The sequence below is a fragment of the Phyllobacterium sp. LjRoot231 genome (genome assembly GCF_964253365.1).
Classification (GTDB): Bacteria; Pseudomonadota; Alphaproteobacteria; order Rhizobiales; family Rhizobiaceae; genus Phyllobacterium.
This window is the reverse complement of sequence record NZ_CAXUQT020000001.1, coordinates 2235779-2254721: the sequence shown is the minus strand read 5'-3', so window position 1 is coordinate 2254721 and position 18943 is coordinate 2235779. Positions and strand designations below refer to the sequence as shown.

General features: G+C 57.2%; 19 protein-coding genes and 1 other RNA gene. 11 read left to right on the top strand and 9 right to left on the bottom strand.

Annotated elements, in window-relative coordinates; translation table 11 throughout:
• Positions 1-110 precede the first annotated feature (110 nt).
• The gene (locus ACSQ3H_RS11040; RefSeq protein ID WP_436117098.1) at positions 111-422 is read right to left on the bottom strand and encodes a DUF2853 family protein; all 312 of its coding nucleotides are present in this window, start codon (positions 420-422) and stop codon (positions 111-113) included.
• 161 nt (positions 423-583) lie between these two features.
• Between ACSQ3H_RS11040 and ssrA the strand changes: the two genes are divergently transcribed.
• The 5 genes from ssrA (at position 584) to ACSQ3H_RS11015 (ending at position 2931) form a co-directional block, all read left to right on the top strand.
• Positions 584-941, top strand: a transfer-messenger RNA (tmRNA) gene (ssrA, locus tag ACSQ3H_RS11035).
• Positions 942-1057: 116 nt separating this feature from the next.
• Complete coding sequence (locus ACSQ3H_RS11030) at positions 1058-1411, top strand: ArsR/SmtB family transcription factor (protein WP_436117097.1); 354 nt, start codon at positions 1058-1060, stop codon at positions 1409-1411.
• A complete protein-coding gene (locus tag ACSQ3H_RS11025; RefSeq protein ID WP_436117096.1) occupies positions 1392-1865 on the top strand; it encodes an SRPBCC family protein in 474 nt (157 codons plus the stop codon). Before ACSQ3H_RS11030 ends, ACSQ3H_RS11025 begins: the two co-directional genes overlap by 20 nt.
• Positions 1866-1905: 40 nt before the next feature.
• Positions 1906-2676 carry a DUF899 domain-containing protein gene (locus ACSQ3H_RS11020; RefSeq protein WP_436117095.1) on the top strand — a complete coding sequence of 257 codons (771 nt, stop codon included), beginning with the start codon at positions 1906-1908 and terminating at the stop codon, positions 2674-2676.
• Between the two features lie 9 nt (positions 2677-2685).
• On the top strand, positions 2686-2931 hold the full coding sequence (locus tag ACSQ3H_RS11015; RefSeq protein WP_436117094.1) for a hypothetical protein: 246 nt from the start codon (positions 2686-2688) through the stop codon (positions 2929-2931).
• A 67-nt stretch (positions 2932-2998) separates the two neighbouring features.
• On the opposite strand, the gene ACSQ3H_RS11010 is transcribed toward ACSQ3H_RS11015, so the two are convergent.
• The gene (locus ACSQ3H_RS11010) at positions 2999-4207 is read right to left on the bottom strand and encodes a multidrug effflux MFS transporter (RefSeq protein WP_436117093.1); all 1209 of its coding nucleotides are present in this window, start codon (positions 4205-4207) and stop codon (positions 2999-3001) included.
• 219 nt (positions 4208-4426) lie between these two features.
• Here ACSQ3H_RS11010 and ACSQ3H_RS11005 point away from each other — a divergent pair, with 219 nt between their 5' ends.
• The 5 genes from ACSQ3H_RS11005 to ACSQ3H_RS10985 all read left to right on the top strand — a co-directional run bounded on the left by ACSQ3H_RS11005 (position 4427) and on the right by ACSQ3H_RS10985 (position 6961).
• Positions 4427-5122 (top strand): TetR/AcrR family transcriptional regulator C-terminal domain-containing protein, encoded by a 696-nt coding sequence (locus ACSQ3H_RS11005; RefSeq protein WP_436117092.1) that lies wholly within the window; start codon positions 4427-4429, stop codon positions 5120-5122.
• A gap of 209 nt (positions 5123-5331) precedes the next feature.
• A complete protein-coding gene (locus tag ACSQ3H_RS11000) occupies positions 5332-5913 on the top strand; it encodes an SspB family protein (protein WP_436117091.1) in 582 nt (193 codons plus the stop codon).
• Positions 5914-5920: 7 nt separating this feature from the next.
• Positions 5921-6133, top strand: coding sequence for a DUF4169 family protein (locus tag ACSQ3H_RS10995; RefSeq protein ID WP_436117090.1), 213 nt, complete (start codon positions 5921-5923; stop codon positions 6131-6133).
• The gene (locus ACSQ3H_RS10990; protein WP_436117089.1) at positions 6130-6360 is read left to right on the top strand and encodes a ribbon-helix-helix domain-containing protein; all 231 of its coding nucleotides are present in this window, start codon (positions 6130-6132) and stop codon (positions 6358-6360) included. The genes ACSQ3H_RS10995 and ACSQ3H_RS10990 overlap by 4 nt, the downstream gene beginning before the upstream one ends.
• A gap of 115 nt (positions 6361-6475) precedes the next feature.
• The gene (locus tag ACSQ3H_RS10985; RefSeq protein ID WP_436117088.1) at positions 6476-6961 is read left to right on the top strand and encodes a VOC family protein; all 486 of its coding nucleotides are present in this window, start codon (positions 6476-6478) and stop codon (positions 6959-6961) included.
• A 21-nt stretch (positions 6962-6982) separates the two neighbouring features.
• On the opposite strand, the gene ACSQ3H_RS10980 is transcribed toward ACSQ3H_RS10985, so the two are convergent.
• From ACSQ3H_RS10980 to ACSQ3H_RS10955, 6 genes are all read right to left on the bottom strand, one after another.
• Entirely contained in the window at positions 6983-10798 is a 3816-nt protein-coding gene (locus ACSQ3H_RS10980; protein ID WP_436119418.1) for an AsmA family protein, read from the bottom strand.
• Positions 10799-10928: 130 nt separating this feature from the next.
• Entirely contained in the window at positions 10929-12338 is a 1410-nt protein-coding gene (locus tag ACSQ3H_RS10975) for an FAD-binding oxidoreductase (protein ID WP_436117087.1), read from the bottom strand.
• 121 nt (positions 12339-12459) lie between these two features.
• Positions 12460-12831 carry a DUF2185 domain-containing protein gene (locus tag ACSQ3H_RS10970; protein WP_436117086.1) on the bottom strand — a complete coding sequence of 124 codons (372 nt, stop codon included), beginning with the start codon at positions 12829-12831 and terminating at the stop codon, positions 12460-12462.
• An 8-nt stretch (positions 12832-12839) separates the two neighbouring features.
• Entirely contained in the window at positions 12840-13790 is a 951-nt protein-coding gene (locus ACSQ3H_RS10965; protein WP_436117085.1) for a hypothetical protein, read from the bottom strand.
• A gap of 97 nt (positions 13791-13887) precedes the next feature.
• A complete protein-coding gene (locus ACSQ3H_RS10960; RefSeq protein WP_436117084.1) occupies positions 13888-14763 on the bottom strand; it encodes a dienelactone hydrolase family protein in 876 nt (291 codons plus the stop codon).
• Positions 14764-14809: 46 nt separating this feature from the next.
• A complete protein-coding gene (locus tag ACSQ3H_RS10955) occupies positions 14810-15721 on the bottom strand; it encodes a DMT family transporter (protein WP_436117083.1) in 912 nt (303 codons plus the stop codon).
• A 146-nt stretch (positions 15722-15867) separates the two neighbouring features.
• Between ACSQ3H_RS10955 and ACSQ3H_RS10950 the strand changes: the two genes are divergently transcribed.
• Complete coding sequence (locus ACSQ3H_RS10950) at positions 15868-16338, top strand: Lrp/AsnC family transcriptional regulator (RefSeq protein ID WP_436117082.1); 471 nt, start codon at positions 15868-15870, stop codon at positions 16336-16338.
• Between the two features lie 172 nt (positions 16339-16510).
• Here ACSQ3H_RS10950 and ACSQ3H_RS10945 read toward each other — a convergent pair whose 3' ends face one another.
• Positions 16511-18844: a glucose/quinate/shikimate family membrane-bound PQQ-dependent dehydrogenase gene (locus tag ACSQ3H_RS10945; protein ID WP_436117081.1), complete on the bottom strand. Its 2334-nt coding sequence runs from the start codon at positions 18842-18844 to the stop codon at positions 16511-16513.
• Positions 18845-18943 lie beyond the last annotated feature (99 nt).

Sequence of the window (18943 nt, the reverse complement as noted above, 5' to 3'; positions counted from 1 at the left end):
ACACTAAAACTTGTCCGTGATCCACAGGGCCGCGCTGATCAAATCGATGCGCCCAATGAAAAATCCCCGGTGATTCGCCGGGGATGATTCGGATTGCCGGTTGAAAATGATCAGAGCTTGCCCAGCGCGCCGAGGGCCTTCGCGGTCAGGTAGTAAAAGGTAACACGGCTCTTGGTGTTGTCCGCCTTCATGGCCGTACAAACGGATTCAATCGCCGCATCGGCCTTTGCGGTGTCGGTGAAACCGAGCTTCTTTTCGACCCAATTGGTGCGAACACGCTTCAATTCGTCCGGATCCGTGCAGGAAACCAGCGAAGAATCCCTGTTGCGCAGAGCAATTCCGAGATGTTTGACGATTTTCGCGACAGTCGCCTCGTCGGCAGCCGCATCGTAATGACGAACATCCTTTAGATAGTCACTCATCGAAAAATCCCCTGATTGCTAGGCTCAATGCGTGGCATTGCAACCTCCCTGACAATGAAGACATCGCACAAATTGGCAGATGCAAGAGGCGATGGCTCTTTAGACACCTTGAAACATTCCCCAGCATAAGTTCCAAGTCAATCCACTGTTTCAATTCGGCCACTCTTTCAATTCGACTAAACAGCTCCTATATAAGGGCTGCTGGCTCCGGTCAGCTATGGTGATAAACGGACGATGCAATAAGCTCATTGGACCCGGGGGCGGTACCCGGCGCCTCCACCACAACGCAGCTGGTTTCGCTGCTTTGTGGCGGGGGCGAAATAGGATCGACAAGAGTGTAAAGATCGAACTTTTGCCCGGCATTGTACCACCGTTATCGGGCTAAATCTGTAGTTGCAAACGACAACTATGCGGAAGTACGTCTCGCCGCTTAATGCGGTGCGATAGCTTCAAATCAAGTCCTAGGGGTTCGCACTTCTAGGCGGGGTTCGGAGGCACCTGGCAACAGAAGCCTTCACTACTTTCCCCCTCCATTAGTCCCCTTCCCCGCATTCGGCCTCACTCAAGGCTTGACGTGCGCTTCATTGTGGCGTATCAAACCAAATAGTTAAATAACCGAATGGTTCAGCATTAAAATGACACCCGATCGTCTCGACAATATCTTCTCGGCACTGGCAGACCCGACACGCAGGGCAATCCTGGCACGGCTCGCGCTGGGCACTACTTCGGTGACGGAACTCGCCGAGCCCTTCCGCATGTCTGGACCGGCGGTATCCAAGCATCTCAAGGTGCTCGAACGCGCCGGGTTGATCATTCGCGGTCGCGAGGCGCAATGGCGGCCATGTAGTCTCGATGCGGCGCCGCTCAAGGAAGTGACGGACTGGCTCGAACATTACCGGCGCTTCTGGGAGACAAGTTTCGACCGGCTGGAAGAATATCTGCAGGAGGTTCAGACAAATGGAGACCACGATGGCCCAGACAAACATTGAAACGAACACCTCAGCCGGGCGCGTTCTGACCATAACGCGCATCTTCAATGCCCCGCCCACGCTGGTGTTCGATGCCTTCTCCGATCCAAAACGCATGCTGCAGTGGCTCGGACCCCGCGATTATCCGGCAAGCTACGTCGAAGCCGATCTTCGGCCGGGCGGCAAATGGCGCGCTTGCCTAGACTCCCAGGCCAGCGGCGAGAAGCTGTGGCATGGCGGCGTCTATCGCGAGATCGTGCCGGGCAAGCGCCTGGCATTCACCTTCGCCTGGGATCAGGCGGACGGCAGACCAGGCCTTGAAACGCTGGTCAACATCAATTTCGAAGGCCAGAACGGCAAGACGTTGATGACATTTCGCCAAAGCGAATTCGATACACCTGAAAATTGCGACGGTCATCGAATTGGTTGGAACAGCGCCTTCGATCGGCTGGAAGAGTTGCTCGCACAAGAATGAACCGATTTCCCAATGAAGCATTCCGCAACAGGAGGAAGCAATGCAACATGAGATCGTATCACGGGATGAGTGGCTAAAGGCGCGGGTCGCGCTGCTGGCCAGGGAAAAAGCCTTCACCCATGCCCAGGAGGAAATGAGCGCACAACGGCGCGCCCTGCCCTGGGTCAAGGTCGAGAAGGAATATACCTTCGATAGCCGATCGGGCAAAATGACGCTCTCCGATCTCTTCGACGGACGCAGCCAGCTTTTCATCAAGCATTTCATGATGGGACCGGGCCAGGAGCAGCAATGCGTCGGCTGTACGCTCGAGGTCGATCACGTCGAGGGCTTGCTAGAATATCTTCAAAACAATGACGTCTCCTACGTCGCTGTCGCGCGGGCGCCGATTGGAGAAATCGAAACACTACGCAAAGCCATGGGCTGGCGTTTTCCTTGGGTTTCATCGTTCCACAGCGATTTCAACTATGATTTCAACGTGTCCTTCACGCCGAAGGAAGTCGCGGAAAAGAACGCCTATTACAATTTCGAGCGCATAGATCCTGGCCTGGAAGACCTGTCCGGCGAGAGCGTCTTCTACAAGGACGATGACGGCCAGATCTATCACACCTATTCGGCCTTTAGCCGTGGCGGCGAACAGTTCCTCGGTATTTACGGATATCTCGATGTCATGCCGAAAGGCCGCAACGAAACCGGACCGCATTATAATCTCGTCGATTGGGCGCGGCCGAGGCCGATGTACGGCAAAGGCGGCATGGTCGGCAATAATGGCCGTTATCACGCGGCCGACTGCGCTTGTTCCGCCCATAAGTGAGACAGGCCGATGTGTTGCGCGCTCACGGCGTTGCTGATTGCCCTGATCACGGCGTGGCGAACCCGGTTCAAGACCGTGCTTGACTGGTGGCCGCGAGTCCGGACCGCTACAACCTTGGGCACCGCGACGATTGTTTTGATCGCGGGCTCAGCCCTGGCGGCAGAACATGTCTCCCATTACGTCGCTCGTGCCCATGCGAACGAACGGACAGTCCTCGCCGAATTCATGGCGCAGCCGATTTGCCGTGGGTACTGATTGAAGAGAAAGGCCCGGAACGATATCCCGGGCCTTTCTCTTCGTTTCTGATGGAGGATCAGAGCTCTTATTCTGCAGCGGCTTCCGCCCCTACAACGCGGCGACGGGCGATCGTTGTCTGCGTGACGATCAAAGCACCGACGGCGCAAAGGGCAATGCCCGCCGCCATTGGCAAGGCGGTGCCGTCAAAGAACACGCCGGCAATACCCATGGCGACAGCAGCGGTGACAAACTGCAGCGTTCCCATCAGTGCCGATGCCGTGCCGGCAATTTCGCCGTGGTCTTCAAGGGCAAGCACACCGGTTGTCGGAAGGACAAGTCCGAGGAAGCCATAGCCGATGAAGAGGAACGTCGCCATGACCGGCAATTGGTTGAAGCCGAGGCTCATGACAACGACCATCGAGGCCATGGCGAGCGAAAAGCCTGTCACAGCGGTGCGCATCACGCGAAGGAGGCCGAAACGAGCCCCGAGCCAACCCGTCAGCTGCGAGACGGCGAAGAACGATACCGCGTTGATCGAGAAGGCAAAACTGTACTGAGTGGGCGTCAGACCGTAATGGTTGATCAGCACAAAGGGCGAGTTCGCCAGATAGACCAGAAAGCTGGAGAGGCCAAGGCCGCCGATGAAGGTGAGCGTCAGGAAGTTACCGTCCTTTAACAGCAGACGATAGGCCGCCAACGCAGTGCCAAGACCGCTTTCCGAGCGTGCTTCCTTGGTCCGTGTTTCCGTCAACTGTGTCGACAGCAGGATCAGACCCAGAAACGCAGCGATCATCACCGCCCAAAACACGCCGCGCCAGCCAAAGAGCACAATGACGGCGCTGCCCGTCAGCGGAGCAAGGATTGGGGAGATACTGAAGACGAGCATCAACAGCGACATGAGCCGTGCGGCTTGTACGCCCGTATGCATGTCACGAACGATAGCGCGCGGAATAACCATGCCGGCAGCGCCGCCGATACCCTGGAGAAAGCGGAAAGCGATCAGGGTTTCGATATCGCTTGCCAGCGCACAGCCGATGCTTGCCACTGCAAACAGCCCGATGCCCATATAAAGCGGTGCCTTGCGGCCCCACATATCCGAGATCGGGCCATAGAAGAGCTGGGCGACGGCAAATGGAATGAAGAAGGCGAGCAGGCTCATCTGCACGGCATTATTCTCCGCGCCGAGATCCTGACCAATGGAAGGCATAGCCGGAAGATACATATCGATCGCGAAGGGACCGATGGCTGTCAGGAGACCGAGGATGAGGGCAGTACGAAAGAAGGAGCTCGTCATGATGGTGATCTTTCAGAAAACCGCGGCGCAAAAACCGGATTGTCTTCGCGCCACATCGCTCTCAAGAGGGGTTCAAACTGATTTCGGGAGCCGATATGAGTGCGCGAGCTTGGGAGGAAAGCACATCAACAAGGGCAAAACGCTGTGTCAACAAATTTGGACACAGCTGTAAAGTTAGACACTATTGTCTAAAACGTCAAGACGCATTATCTTCGCTCTATGAAAAATCGCAACGAACCGAAGGCAACCGGCCACACCCAGCGCGGTCAATGCTCAAAACGCATTTCAATATTGGATGCTGCCGCCGAGGTGTTTTGCCGTGAAGGCTTTTCAGGAGCGAGTATCGACGAAATTGCCGTAGAGGCCTGCGTTTCCCGCCAGACTATATACAACCACTACCGCGAAAAGGAAACTCTGTTCACGGCAGTGGTCGAGGATGTCATGGACCGTGCCAATGCCATGCTGTTTTCGATATTATCGACCTTTCCTGACAAGTCGGACCATCTTGAAGACGATCTGACCGCCTTTGCCGTTCGTCTCACAAAGAACTGCCTGTGCAATCAGGATGGTAAATTCCTCCGCAAGCTTGTGCAGTCCGAGGGCGAGCGCTATCCGCACCTCTTTGAAACATGGCGCCAGCATGGCCCCGGCAAGATTGGTACGGCTCTCGGCGCACTCTTTGCACGCCTCAGCCACAAGGGCGTTCTGCGGATCGACGATTTCGATCTGGCTGCCCGGCAGTTTCTTGCCCTGGTCAACGCCGATCTACAGATGATCATGCTGTTCGGTGGAACGCCGACTGATGAAGAACTCGAAAGCGCTGCACGCAACGCGGTGCAGACTTTCATCCGCGCCTATGCAGGGCCGGCAAGCGAAACCGCGCCGCGAACGGCGGCGCTCGCTGTCGTCAGCTGATACTCGCTGATATCGGTATTTTACCTTAAAATTTGCCGTAAACGAAACTTTAGATCGTATTTTACGTCCGTCAATTTTCTCGGGAAACGTTAAATTTTTTTGAGCGGCTGACAAGTGGTCGCAATTCCGCTAGCCATGCGCCATAATGGTTGAATGATGATCGCCATCTCCGCTTGACAGGGAGGGGTGAATCCATGGGATAAGAGTGCATGCCACAAGATATGATCCGCTACGATATACTTGCCCAAGAAGCGCTTCGCGGCGTTATCCGTAAGGTGCTTGGCGAAGTCGCCAAGGCAGGTCTTCCCGGCAATCATCATTTCTTCGTGACTTTTCTCACGGGTGCGCCGGGCGTTCGCATTTCGACACGCCTGCATGAAAAATATCCGGAACAAATGACGATCGTCTTGCAGCATCAGTTCTGGGACCTGCAGGTCACCGATATGCTGTTCGAAGTCGGGCTCTCGTTTGGCGATGTACCCGAACGCCTGGTCGTGCCCTTCTCCGCGATTCGCGGCTTTTACGACCCATCCGTGAATTTCGAACTTGAATTCGATGTCGAGGTCGAAGAGACCGTTGGCGACAATGATCAGGGCATCACCAGCATTGCTCCCGTCCCGCAGACCGACAAGCCCAAGCTTGCAACGCCCAGCGCCAAGCCGAAGCCACCGGTTAAAACCGTGAAGAAGCCCGCCAAGGCAGGCGAAAAACCGGAAGCGGGCACCGAGGAGAGCGGCGACAAATCCACCGCGTCGGTCGTATCGCTCGACTCCTTCCGCAAAAAGAAATAGCTCGACCATGGCCGAGATCGTCAATCTGCGACTGGTCAAGAAGCGCAAGGCCAAGGACGCCAGAGACAAGACCGCGGCTGAAAACAGGATCCTGTTCGGCCGGACCAGGGCCGAAAGGCAGTTCGAGCGCGAAACCAATCGCAAGACGGCGCGCTTTCTTGACGATAATCGCCTCGAAAAGAACCCTTCCCCAACGGAATCCGACACGGACGGCAAGTGAGCCGCGTCCGCAAACGATCTGTCACCATTCACGGACACCGCACGAGCTTTTCGCTCGAAGACCCTTTCTATGAAATCATTGCATCGATCGCGACAAGCCGCGGGGTGACGCTTGCGGGTCTGATCGCCGAAATCGATGAAGGCCGGGATCGCAATTCCAACCTGTCATCGGCGCTGCGCATCTATGCGCTGGACTGGGTGAGAAACGACAACAGTAATCGCGTCTAGGCGCCTGTTTTGACTCATCAATTGCTCATGCGATAAAAATTTGTCCTGCCGTGTCGGATCGGCAAATCCCCATTCGTCTTATAGATAGTGCAAACCGCTATGAAAGGGAAAAACGATGCCTGCCAAACAAAAGATCACCCCCTGCCTTTGGTTCAATGGAAACGCCGAGGAGGCAATGGATTTTTACATGCCCATTTTCGAGGACAGCAAAATTCTCAATACGACCAACTGGGGCAAAGAGGGGGGAACCAAGGAAGGCTCGCTGCTCGTCGCCACTTTCCAACTTGCGGGCCAGGAATATATTGCCTTGAATGGGGGGCCGGATTTCAAATTTTCCGAGGGTATTTCGCTCTCCATTGACTGCAGTACTCAGGAAGAAGTGGATAGCCTGACCGAAAAACTGACAGCCGATGGCGGGGAAGTTCGCCCCTGCAGTTGGGTTAAGGACAAATTTGGCCTGTCATGGCAGATCGTTCCTACTATTCTTCCCGAAATGCTGCGGGACAAGGACCAGGCGAAAGCTGACCGCGTCATGGCAGCAATGATGCAGATGAAAAAAATCGATATCCAGAAGCTCAAGGACGCATACAACCAGCAATAGCGACGTGGATCACTGCCGGCGTTACTGAATTTTCGGCTCCAGGGATTTGGGCTCGAGCGTTTTCAGGAATTCATCGACGGATTGCTTGTCGAGCGCACCGGCGCCTTGCGGTGCTGCTGCGGCTCCACCCGGCTGGGATGGGGTCTGCTGCGCTGGTGCAGGTGCCGGGGCTGGAGCCGGCTGGGATTGTTCGATCGCCTTTTGCGCCGCTTCTTCGGCTGCCCGCCTTTCTGCTTCAGCCCGCTGTTCTGCCGCAAGCCTTTCGGCTTCGGCGCGTTCAGCAGCTGCACGCGCTTCCTGCTCGGCCTTGAGCCGGGCTTCTTCCGCGAGCCGCACGCGCTCTTCCGCGCGAGCGTTATAGAGTTGCACCTCGCGGCGCAGCCGCTGCTTTTCGACGAGCGCGGCCTGCATGGTTTCCACGCGCTGTTGTTCGCGCTCCAGCGTGCGCTGTGTCAGGAACTGTTCCAGCGGCTGCCGGTTCAATGCCAATTTTGGATTTTCCAACGAACCGGCCAGACTGAATTCCACCACGGGATCCGCTCCTGCAACCACGGCCTTGCCGGGATCAAAGGCAAAACGCCCTTGCGACGCGACGCTCATATCCGAAAAATTGAGCCGCAGATCGGCGGCCAGTGTTGCAGCTTCGCTCCGGAGCTGGAACGTTGACGTCCGCGCCATACCCCCGGCAATCGTGAAGGCAAATTCCGCAGCGCCGGCATTAAACGTGCCTTCATGCAAATATTTGCCAATTGTGGCAGTCACCGCAGCAGCAGCTACCGGCCCCTCCATGGCATCCGCCTCTGCAAGAATTGGCTTCAGCGCGCCGGGATTAATTGCGTTGATTGCAAGATCGGCGACGGAAACCACGCCCGAACCGGCGACAGATTCCATCATCTCGGCAATTGACGTACCAGTCGCATTGACAGAGGCCGATATCTTCGCCTTGCCTTTCAGCGGCGTCCGGTCCTCATCGGGCTTGTAGAGCGACTCGAGAGCCGTCTGATCGAGCGTGAACTGTCCGGTTGCAAGACCTGTGCCGCTGGTGTTGCGCAACTCGAACATGCCGTGGACCTGGCCACCAAGCAGATCGCCTTTCGCATCGTCGAGACGAAGAGAGCCATCTTTCAAGACAGCATTCGTCTGGAATTTACCGATCGTGCCGAGAATCCCCGCAGGGGCTTCCGCGGCATTGATTTTCACATTGAAGTTGACCGGAAAAAGCGGTGCTGCCGCGAAGCTCTCCTTCGGCCAGGCATTGCGTCCGTCAGTATCGAGCGCATTCGTGCCCAGCATGAATTCCGCCAGCGACGGAAGATTGAGTTGCGCAAGTGTCAGGTCGCCTTGCGCCGCGGGTATACCGTTCTCGACATCGAAGCCCAATCGGCCTGCGATCTTCGTACCGCTCACTTCGCCGTTCAAATCGGGCAAGGTCAGTTTACCCTTCGAAAGCTGAAAACTGCTGGCGATGTCCACCGGCATGCCACTACCAAATCCGGGCAATGAATAGCCCGCAGTCGCGATATAGGATTCAAGATCCGCGGCCTTGATCGAGGCGCGGCCCTCGCCGCTCAACTCGCCACCGATGTTCCGAAAACTACCGTCGACGAGCGCCTGTCCATCGGAGGACTTCAGCGAAAGCTGTGTCTGCAGGCCGTCCTTCTCATTACCCTTCAACGCGAGATCACCCTCCAGTTCTCCTGCCATGCCGAGCGGCAATGCCGGAAGCCCTATCAACGCCATCAGCGTCTCCGCCTGTCCGCTGCGCGCATCCATCGTCAGCTCAAGCGTACGCAACTTGTCAGCGTTTTCCGTCATCGTGCCGGAAAGTGTCACATTCATTCCGCCAGTCTTCCCGGCCGCGCTCAGGGAGAATTCAGATCCACGTTTTCCATGCAAAGTGTTGGCGAGAACATTGAGATTGGTTTCTTCGAAAAGCCCCGGGAATCTGGTGGCGTTTTCACTGAGGGTCTTGATGAACGGAAAATCCGGAAACCGGGTAGCCATCGCCGTAACAAAGGGGGCGAGATTATCGGAGAGGATCGTCGAGTCGATCGAGCCGGAGGGTTCGGCCCTGAAAGGTTCAAGCTTGCCGGTTGCTGTGATGGTGGTACCTGCGACATTGCCGATAGTCAGCCGATCGATATCGAAAACGCCATCGCGCAAGCGGAAAGTTGTGTCCAGAGTTTCCGCAACCAGCCGATCATGCGTGACCGGTCCGGCCTTCAGATGCACGTCGAGATCCTGCCCGCGCAATTGCGGCGAACCGTCTGCGGATGGCTTTCCATTGTTGCCGAAGATCGCCGCGAAGGCCTCCAGCGCATCGGCGTCGAGCGCCCCACCCTCGAGCGTCAGCTGTGTCAGCGGCAGGGATTCGCCCTTGGCGCTACGCACCAGCGAACCTTTGAGCGATGCACCGCCAAGAGCCAGCTCGAGATTATCGACCTTCTGCAACTCGTCATGCAGGCTCACATCGCCAGAGAAACCCGCTCCGGGCAAGCGCCGGATCGACTCATCGACCGAATCCGTCAGCCATGCGGCGAGTCCGGAGGGCTGGCGCGAGGCAACGAGCAACCGCCCGTCAAAGCCAAAACCCTCGCCAACCTGCAACGTACCCTTGGCTTCGAACTGGGTCCGCCCCGGCAGTTCCGCCTTGACCTGATTGATCTGCCACGCTCCGTTCGACGGCGCCGCATCGATTGTTACCGAGCGGATCGTCGTATCACCGGCGACGATTGCTGGAAGTTTCAGATCGATCGTGCCAGGGACCGTCGGTATCGGCAGTTGATCCATCAGACGCCGGAAGACGCCCATCCGTTCTGACGCCGTGGCCGGTTTGGGTGTTGTGCCCTTGGATTGTTCATTCTGGTTGGCGAAGGTGACCTGCTGTCCGTCCGCCTTGATTTCGAAACGGGGATCATTGCCGTAGTCGAAGAGTGCGTTGCCGTTGACGATATAAGGATCATCGACGGTGCCCTGCTCCATACGGAATTCGGGAATGTTGATCTTCGCATGGTCGGCCTCAAAGCGGCCCGTCACGCGAACGCTGGAAAGCAGCGGCTTCTGGGTTTTCCCGGCAGACTTGGTACCGTCGGCAGCGGCCACTTCGTCGGCCGAACGAATGTCGATATTGCCCGCATATTTCAGCACACCTTCATTCACGGTCAATTCGCCGTCGGTTTCGAACGCCGCCGGGATGCGGTCCGGGGAAATTCGTGCATGCACGTTCAGCGTTCCATCAGGCTTCACAGCCCCCGTCGAAGCGGAAACAGCCGTCTTGGCACCGTTGAACAGCAGCGTGCCATCAAACTTCCACGGCCCGGAGAGATCCGTCGCTGACAATGATGCATCAAGATTGTCGATGGAGCGGGTGGTACCCGTAGAGGCATCGCGAATAATCACCGATCCGTTGGTGATCCGCATATCCTCAAGCCTGACCTGCGCCGAATGGAAAGGCGCGCGCGGACGGATCGCCCAGTCGATGATGCCGTTCTTGTCGATCGCCACCTTTGCCGTCGGCTTCTCGAGCCTCATGTCAAAGATGAGGATTTCGCCACGTACGAATGGCGCAAGTTCGGCATCCATCGAAAACTTCTCGATCGTCATTACCGGCTCGGAACCCGGATCGCCCACCTTGACATCCGAAAACGTCACCGACGGAAACGGCAGAAGCCGTGCGCTGGCGCTGCCTGCGACCGTCACGGGCCGCCCAAGCAGCGCCGAGGCTTCGCGTTCGAAGGAGGACCGGTAACCAGCCCAATCGACGAAGTAAGGCACGACCAGCGCTGCAGTCAGCACCAGTACCAGTATTCCGCCGATAAATACGAACAGGCGTGCCAGTGTCCTACTCCGATCGATACGTGCCGGGCACGATAAGCACCAGTTTTTGGCGACGACAAGACATGACAGTCTTTCTGGTCAATTTGCAACGTTGACACAATGGTTTAGTGCCCGGAATCAATCTGCGAGCCTAAATGCGTAAGATCTTGCCGGGATTCATGATATTGCCCGGATCGATTGCGCGCTTGATCGCTTCCATCACATCGACAGCGCCGCCGAGCTCTGCCCGCAGGAACTTGATCTTACCCTGGCCGATGCCATGTTCACCCGTGCAGGTTCCATCCATCGCGATCGCCCGGAGATTGAGGCGTTCGACAAACGCCTCGACCTTCTGGATTTCGGTTGGATCTTTCTCATCAAAGAGCACCAGCACGTGGAAATTACCGTCGCCGGCATGACCGACGATCGGCGCAATGAGGCCGCTTTCTTCGATGTCCTTCTCGGTCTCGACAATGCATTCCGCCAGCCGCGAAATCGGCACGCACACATCGGTCGAAAGTGATTGCTTCCCAGGCGCCAGCGTCATGCAGGCGAAATAGGAATTGTGCCGCGCCGACCAGAGCTTTTCCCGCTCTTCCGCATTGGCCGTCCATTTGAATTCGCCGCCGCCATTGGCAGCGGCAATTTCACCGAAGAGCTCCGCCTGTTCGGCCACACTGGTTTCACTGCCGTGGAACTCGAGAAAGAGATAGGGTGCAGGCTCATAATCCAGCTTGGAATAGACGATCATCGCCTGCATTTCCAGCTGATTGACCAGTTCGATACGCGCAACAGGAATGCCCATCTGGATCGTCTCGATCACCGCATTACAGGCACTTTCGAGATCGGGGAAAGCGCATATGCCACCGGAAATCGCCTGCGGAATGCCATAAAGCTTCAGCGTCAGTTCGGTGATGATCCCAAGCGTGCCTTCCGAGCCGACGAGCAGACGCGTCAGATCGTAACCCGCCGAGGTCTTCTTTACCCGCTTCGACGTGGTAATCAGGCGGCCATCCGGCATGACAGCTTTCAGCGCCAGCACGTTCTCACGCATCGTACCGTAACGCACAGCGTTGGTGCCCGAAGCACGCGTCGCCGCCATACCGCCGAGGCTGGCATTGGCACCCGGATCAATGGGGAAGAACAAGCCCGTATCGCGAAGGTATTCGTTGAGTTCCTTGCGGGTTACACCCGGTTCGATAACGACATTCAGGTCCTCGCTATAAACTTTGAGAATGCGATTCATACGCGAAAGATCAATGGAAATGCCGCCGGCGGGTGCGTTGACATGGCCTTCGAGGGAAGTGCCCGTTCCAAACGCGATAACCGGGACACCCCATTCACCGCACAGGCGCACGATCTCCTGAACATCTTCAACAGACTCAACGAAGACGACCAGATCCGGTGCCTGGTTCGGCACATAGCTCGTCGTGTGGGCATGCTGTTCGCGGATGGATTTGCCCGACTGCGCATTGTCACCAAAACGTTTCTTCAGGATCGAAACGACAGTTGCGATACCGTTCTCGTTGCGCAGCAAAGCTCCCGCGTCTACCAATGCCATTCCAGTCTCACCCCTTCAATATTCGTCTTCTACACATGCATTTTCGGGGAATGCACACGTCTTGTCCAGTTGTAACTCTATGTGATTAATTGAGGGCTTACCGCAAGCGAAATGGCCGGGCTTAATCGTCGTCATCGTCCTCATCAAACTCGCCCGGCTGCCAATCGGTGACGGCGATGAAGCGTTCCTGCTCGCCAGTCTTTTCGAATACGCTGCCGACCGGTGCATCCAGAAGCGGAATGATACTGGGATCGTAATTGGCGATGGTATTGACGTCGAAGATGCCGCTGTTTTCCGGGTCTTCCATATAGTCATCGCTCTCAAAACCAGAGAGAAAACGCCAGCCGCTATCCATCTCGTTGTCGGGATCTTCGCGGTACATGAAGCGGACCGGATAGCCATCGATCGTGATCGTATCCGTCGCGATACAGCCGCCATAGTTACGGATTAATGGCCGTATCTCATTCTTGGTGAGTCGGTAGCTTTTCTCCATAGCCAATTTTAGTTGATCGTCATGGATTTGGCTAGTTTTCGAAAGCGATCGGAGAACCTGTCTTTCTCGCTGTCCCGCACGATCAGGATTGCCCGCACGTAACGGCTTGTTTCAAAACGAGCAATCTGCGCGACGTAAAGCGGATCACCGCCGGCAGAATCCTTGGCGCTCCCGTCGATTTCGACCCACTCGGCGCCATCTGCTTCCGAACTCGTCTCGTTGTCCGACTGCACGTCCTTGATACCAGTCAATGAGGCGAAGGCCTGCTTGGCGAAATCCATCCGCGCGGAGGCTTGGGGCGCTGTATTAAGGTTCGACGCGATGATGATCATGGGCTGGGTCGAGTTTGTCGCCACATCATTCGGCCCCTCGGTGAGTAGGTAGGTTGCCCCCGCTATCACGCGCACTGGCCGGAAACCAGCCGTGTCGGACAGCTTGAATGGCAAGGCGGCAATCTGCTCGTCAAGGCTCGGCGGCGTGCGGATTGCAATCGTGCGCAGGGCCGTCTCGACATCCGCGTCGGATAAGCCTCCCGGGACGCCATCGGGAATTTGTACCGTCACCATCGCGGTTGTCGACTTGGCACCCACCAGCACGACCCACTTCCGGTATTTGATCCCGGCTGCGACCTGGCTGCCGCGAATGAGTTTCGATACGACAGCGCCTTCGACAGGCCAATCTTCCGGCGGCCCGGCCTCAATGCCTGTCTCACGCAACCCCTCCGGATTGAATTTTGCGGCAAGCGCAGCATAGGCATCCACCGGGAGTTCAGTCAGAACGATAGACGTACCCTTGGCGGCATCTTCGAACCCGCTGAAACTGGAAGACAGGGTCAGACCGGGCGGTGGCACGAGCCCAACGCCGGAGCCGCCCGGAAAGACCGGCTCCTGCGCAAAGCTCGACTGGACACCTGCCAGCAGATAAAGCGCAAAGCTCAAAGCGAGAGTAACAATTCGCATCGGGTCATTCCTTCTTTCAACCAGAAGTAATGGCCTTAGAACGATCCCGCAAGCAATTGGTTTCCCTTTTGTTTTTTGATGCTTCCAGGGTCAGGACCTATGCCAGATTCTTCTTGAAGAACGCTACCGTCCGGCTCCAGGCAAGATCTGCTGCTTTCTTGTCGTAGCGGGCTTCCGAAGTATCATTGTTGAAGGCGTGGTTCGCGCCGTCGTAAATATGGATCTCGAAGCTCTTGCCGTTGTCCTCAAGGGCTTTCTTGTAGGCATCGATACCCGCATTGATCCGCGTATCGAGGCCAGCATAGTGCAAGAGCAGTGGTGCCTTGATTTTGGTAACGTCTTCGGCTTTCGGCTGCTGGCCATAATACGCCACCCCGGCGTCAAGATCAGGCGCGTTGACGGCAAGGTCATTGACCACACCACCACCCCAGCAGAAACCGACGACGCCAACCTTGCCGTTCGTCCCTTTGTCCTGCTTGAGATATTCGATGGTGGCAACGCCTTCCGCGATCGCCGTTTTTCCGTCGAGCGCGCCGATCATATCCCGCGCCTTGTCCTCATCGCCCGGTGTACCGCCAGCAGATGACAGCAGGTCGGGTGCCAGCGCGACAAAACCTTCAAGCGCCATGCGCCGGGCAACGTCGCGAATATGCTCGTTCAGGCCGCGATTCTCATGGATAACGATGACAGCCGGGAGTTTTCCCGAACGTTCGGCCGGGCTCGCCCGGTAGCCTTTGATGTCACCTGAAGGTGACGAAAAAACGATATCCTTGGTGCGGAGCCTCGGATCATCGACCGCGATAATCCCGGCCTGTGCTGAATTTGCCGCCAACATCGGGGCGATGATGGCGGCAGCGGCTCCGGAGCCGGCAAGCCTTGTCAATTTGTCCATGAAGGCGCGGCGGTCGAGCGAAAGATGGGTGTATTCATCATAGGCTTCGACCATCGCCTGAGTGATTGTCGGCTTGTCCATTTGTTTCCTCCGGACCGGTGGAGGACGAGGCGCGCGTCCTTCCGCATCAGCCCCTGATGCGATGCGAAAGGATACCCGTTGAAAGGGCAACGCCAAGTCCGGTGATGAGTGCTGCCACAATCTCCCAGACACCGACCGGCTCGTCAAGGAATATGGCACCGCCAAGCGCAGCCAGCACCGGCGTCAGCGCGCTGAATGCGGCTGCCTGACTGCCACCGAGCGACCGGACGGCAATACCATAGGCAAGCATCGCGGCAAGACCCGACAGGACACCCTGGCTCAGGAACTGCAAACCGAGTTCGGGCAGCGGAACTTCGAGGATCGTGGTGCCGAAGGCAAGTGCCAGGCCAACATGGATGAGGAAAGACCAGACGGCGATCAGCGCACCACCCTGCAGTGCGGTCAGACCGGAGCGTTTGAACGCATGCGTATAGCCAGCCCAGAGCAGTGCACCAAGCGGCAGGAAGACGAAGCTGACCCATGTGATTTCATGATTGTTCAGCGCGAGCACGAGAAGGATGGCAAGACCGGCGACGGTGGAGGCAAGGCCCAGCCAGCGCGTGAAATCAGGCCGTTCACCGAACAGGAGAACACCGATCAGCGCGGCAGCAAGCGGCATGGAGCCACCCAGCAATACGCCAACCGCCGAGGCGGGTGTCGAATGAATGGCAAAGGTGGTGACCTGAAAGAACAGCGCACCAGCACCGCAGACCATGATCGTCAGCAGCGCGAGCGGAACGTCGCGAGGGATCAGGCCCGTCTTCAGCCAGACCGGCGCGAGGACCAGTGCAGGCAATCCATAGCGGATGAGGCCTAGATCGATCGTGCCAAGATGGGTGCCGCTACTGTGGCGGGTGGCAATGATCCACGTGGCCCAGATGAAAACGGTGACCAGTGCACCCGCGTAGCCTGTGGCGAGGGAATTGGATTTCCTGAATTCTGAGCTGAGAGCAACCATCGGAATTTCCTTTCAAAATTGCCCGAACATCTTCGGATGAAAGGCAGGATAGTCCTGATGGCACGAGCATGTCCTTGCAAGTTGATGCTACTCTGACTACTGTTACAGCAATATTCAGGAAGTTTAATAAAGATAAGAGGCGGTTTATGCCAAATCTGGATAAATTCGATATCGGGATCCTCGAAGCGCTGCAGGAGGATGCAAGGGCAACAAATGTCGAGATTGCCGAGAAGGTGAACCTTTCGCCCTCGCCTTGCCTGCGCCGCATCCGCAATCTGGAAAAAGCCGGCGTTATCCGTGGTTACCGTGCGGATATCGACCGAAAGGAAGTCGGACTGGGGCTAACTGTGTTCGTGGAAATCAAGGTCGGGCAGCACAGCCGCGAAAATTCGGACGCGCAACAGGCGGCGCTTATTGCCATGCCGGAAGTGACAGCCGCATTCCTCATCTCCGGAACGGCGGACTTTCTCGCCGAGGTGGTTGTCGAGGATCTAAGCGCCTATGAGCGGTTCCTGACCGAGAAACTGTTGGTTTTGCCGGGCGTTGCGGACATCCGCTCGAATTTCGCCATCCGAACCGTAAAAACGGCAGCTCCATTGAAGCTGCCGCAACGCTAAGAAACCTTTGCCAATCCACCCTGATGGGCATCTGATGCGGCTTTCTGCGCCTCCGGTGCTCATGGACGAAAATGTCCATTGCGCTCCGGTTCTCGAAAACCACACCATCTGCCTCATCAGGCTGAATTCTCAAAGGTTTCTGACAGCGGCGGCCCGACGCTGTCGAAGTTTTCTACTTCGGCAAGGTATAGGCAATGACATAATCACCGGGTTTGGTCCCAACCGAACCGTGCCCGCCGGCAACGATGACCACATACTGCTTGCCATTCAAAGCGAAGGACATCGGTGTCGACTGGCCCCCTGCCGGAAGGCGTGCTTCCCAAAGCTGTTTGCCGCTGGTCACATCATAGGCCCGCAGAAAATCATCCACGGCAGCACCGAGGAAGGCAACGCCGCCCGCAGTGATGATCGGACCGCCAATGCCCGGAACGCCGACCTTGAACGGTAATGGCAGCGGGGACGAGTCGCGCACGGTCCCGTTGCGATGCTTCCATGCAACCTTGCCGGTGCGCAGGTCAGCGCCGGCCACATAGCCCCATGGCGGAGCCTGGCAGGGAAGCCCAAGCGGCGACACGAACGGCCCCAAGAAAACCGCATAGGGCGCGCCCTCATTGCGATTGAGGCCTTGCTCACTGCCCTTGGTGCCAACGCCAGGAGCGGGAACATCGGCACGCGGCACGAGTCTTGAGGTAAAGGCCAGATAGGTCGGCATGCCGAACATGATCTGGCGCTCAGGATCGACAGCAACGCCGCCCCAGTTGAACACGCCGAAATTGCCCGGATAGATCAGCGAGCCCTGCAGCGATGGTGGCGTGTAACGGCCTTCATAGCGCAACTTCAGGAACTCGATGCGGCACGCTAGCTGGTCGAACATCGAGACGCCCCACATATCCTTGCCTGTCAAAGGCCCCGGCATGAAGCTGAGGTCCGAGACTGGCTGTGTCGGAGCGGTATGATCTCCCTCTATTGCACCTGTCGGCGCGGGCACTTCCTCTATCGGCAGGATTGGCTCGCCAGTGCGGCGGTCCAGAACATAGATATCACCCTGCTTGGTCGGACCGACCAGCGCCGGAACAGCGCCGGTCGCCGTATTGATATCTACAAGCGACGGCTGCGAGGGCACATCCATGTCCCAGAGATCATGGTGAACCGTCTGCCGCACCCAGCGCAACTGGCCGCTGTTGAGATCAAGTGCCACGATCGATGACGAGAACTTCTCGACATTCTCCGAGCGCCCTGCCCCAAGCTGGTCCGGCGTCTGGTTACCAAGCGGGACGTAGAGCAGACCGAGTTTCTCATCAACACTGGAAACTGACCAGCTATTGGGTGAATTGTGCGTGTAGGTTTGCCCCTCCGGCAGAGGCGTCGTCACAGCGGGATTGCCAGAATCCCAATTCCAGATGAGTGCGCCTGTATTGATATCGAAGGCGCGAATAACGCCGGATTGTTCGTGGATCGAGTAATTGTCATTGACCGCACCGCCGACAATGATCTTGCCCGCAGCAACAACCGGCGGCGATGTCGAATAATAGTAGCCCGCCGGATTATATGGCATGCCTTTTTCAAGATGCAGGGTGCCCTGGTCGGCAAAGGACGGACATATCTGGCCAGTAGCCGCATCGAGAGCGATCAACCGAGCATCGGAGGTCGGAAGATAGACCCGTTCGGCGCAGGGCTGGCCGGGACTAGCCGCCGGATCAGCATAGTAGGAAACCCCGCGGCATGTCTGATGCTGGCGATCGGGATTGAGACCGACATTCGGGTCGAATTTCCACTTTTCCTTGCCGGTTGCCGCATCGAGCGCGATCGCCCAATTGTGCGGCGTACAGAGATAAAGAGTGTCCCGCACCTTCAACGGTGTCACCTGGTAGGTGGTTTCGCCGATATCTTCGGGCAACTTCACATCGCCGGTCTGGTAGGTCCAGGCAACCTGCAGTGTACTGACATTATCCGGCGTGATTTGCTTCAGCGGCGAATAGCGCTGGCCATAGGGGGTGCGGCCATATTGGTGCCAATCGTCGGCGGGAACATTGCCGCCAAGGTCTGGTTCGGATGCGATGACCTCCTTGCTGAGTTCGCCCGTCGTCGCGAGCGGATCCTGTGTCATCGAATAACCGGCAACGGCCAACGCCGCCAACACGCTGATCAGCAAGGGGATCGCCGGACCCCAGGAGGACCGCTTGCCTGCGACTGTATTCAGTCCGCGCCGAATCCACGGTGTCAGTAACCATAGCCCGAGCAGCATGATAACACCGCCGCGCGGTGCAAGCTGCCACCAGTCGAGGCCGATTTCCCAGACGGCCCAGCCAAGCGTGCCGATCACCAGGATCGCGTAGACAAGCAACGCCGATGCGCGCCTTCGGAAGAGAAGATAGGAGGTGATCAGGAAAGCCAATGCAGCGAGAATATAGTACCAGCTGCCGCCAAGCACCGCGAGCCAGACACCACCGACACCAAGCGCCGCACCGATCAGGAGAAAAACAAGGGCGGTCGGAGTGATTGCCATGGGGTGGGAGTCCTTTTCCAAGCTCAATCAGGATCGAATGCGCTGGCATGCAGCCGCGAACGCGCTGGCGGTTGCCACAATCTTCTCTAATCAAAATGG

Excerpts from the sequence above, each read along its gene's own strand:
- ACSQ3H_RS11015 (WP_436117094.1), top strand. The coding sequence starts at position 2,686 with ATGTGTTGCGCGCTCACGGCGTTGCTGATTGCCCTGATCACGGCGTGG.
- ACSQ3H_RS10975 (WP_436117087.1), bottom strand. The coding sequence starts at position 12,338 with ATGGCATTGGTAGACGCGGGAGCTTTGCTGCGCAACGAGAACGGTATC.
- ACSQ3H_RS11030 (WP_436117097.1), top strand. The coding sequence starts at position 1,058 with ATGACACCCGATCGTCTCGACAATATCTTCTCGGCACTGGCAGACCCG.
- ACSQ3H_RS10985 (WP_436117088.1), top strand. The coding sequence starts at position 6,476 with ATGCCTGCCAAACAAAAGATCACCCCCTGCCTTTGGTTCAATGGAAAC.
- ACSQ3H_RS10960 (WP_436117084.1), bottom strand. The coding sequence starts at position 14,763 with ATGGACAAGCCGACAATCACTCAGGCGATGGTCGAAGCCTATGATGAA.
- ACSQ3H_RS10945 (WP_436117081.1), bottom strand. The coding sequence starts at position 18,844 with ATGGCAATCACTCCGACCGCCCTTGTTTTTCTCCTGATCGGTGCGGCG.
- ACSQ3H_RS10965 (WP_436117085.1), bottom strand. The coding sequence starts at position 13,790 with ATGCGAATTGTTACTCTCGCTTTGAGCTTTGCGCTTTATCTGCTGGCA.
- ACSQ3H_RS11025 (WP_436117096.1), top strand. The coding sequence starts at position 1,392 with ATGGCCCAGACAAACATTGAAACGAACACCTCAGCCGGGCGCGTTCTG.
- ACSQ3H_RS11010 (WP_436117093.1), bottom strand. The coding sequence starts at position 4,207 with ATGACGAGCTCCTTCTTTCGTACTGCCCTCATCCTCGGTCTCCTGACA.
- ACSQ3H_RS11020 (WP_436117095.1), top strand. The coding sequence starts at position 1,906 with ATGCAACATGAGATCGTATCACGGGATGAGTGGCTAAAGGCGCGGGTC.
- ACSQ3H_RS11005 (WP_436117092.1), top strand. The coding sequence starts at position 4,427 with ATGAAAAATCGCAACGAACCGAAGGCAACCGGCCACACCCAGCGCGGT.
- ACSQ3H_RS11040 (WP_436117098.1), bottom strand. The coding sequence starts at position 422 with ATGAGTGACTATCTAAAGGATGTTCGTCATTACGATGCGGCTGCCGAC.
- ACSQ3H_RS10950 (WP_436117082.1), top strand. The coding sequence starts at position 15,868 with ATGCCAAATCTGGATAAATTCGATATCGGGATCCTCGAAGCGCTGCAG.
- ACSQ3H_RS11000 (WP_436117091.1), top strand. The coding sequence starts at position 5,332 with ATGCCACAAGATATGATCCGCTACGATATACTTGCCCAAGAAGCGCTT.
- ACSQ3H_RS10970 (WP_436117086.1), bottom strand. The coding sequence starts at position 12,831 with ATGGAGAAAAGCTACCGACTCACCAAGAATGAGATACGGCCATTAATC.
- ACSQ3H_RS10955 (WP_436117083.1), bottom strand. The coding sequence starts at position 15,721 with ATGGTTGCTCTCAGCTCAGAATTCAGGAAATCCAATTCCCTCGCCACA.
- ACSQ3H_RS10995 (WP_436117090.1), top strand. The coding sequence starts at position 5,921 with ATGGCCGAGATCGTCAATCTGCGACTGGTCAAGAAGCGCAAGGCCAAG.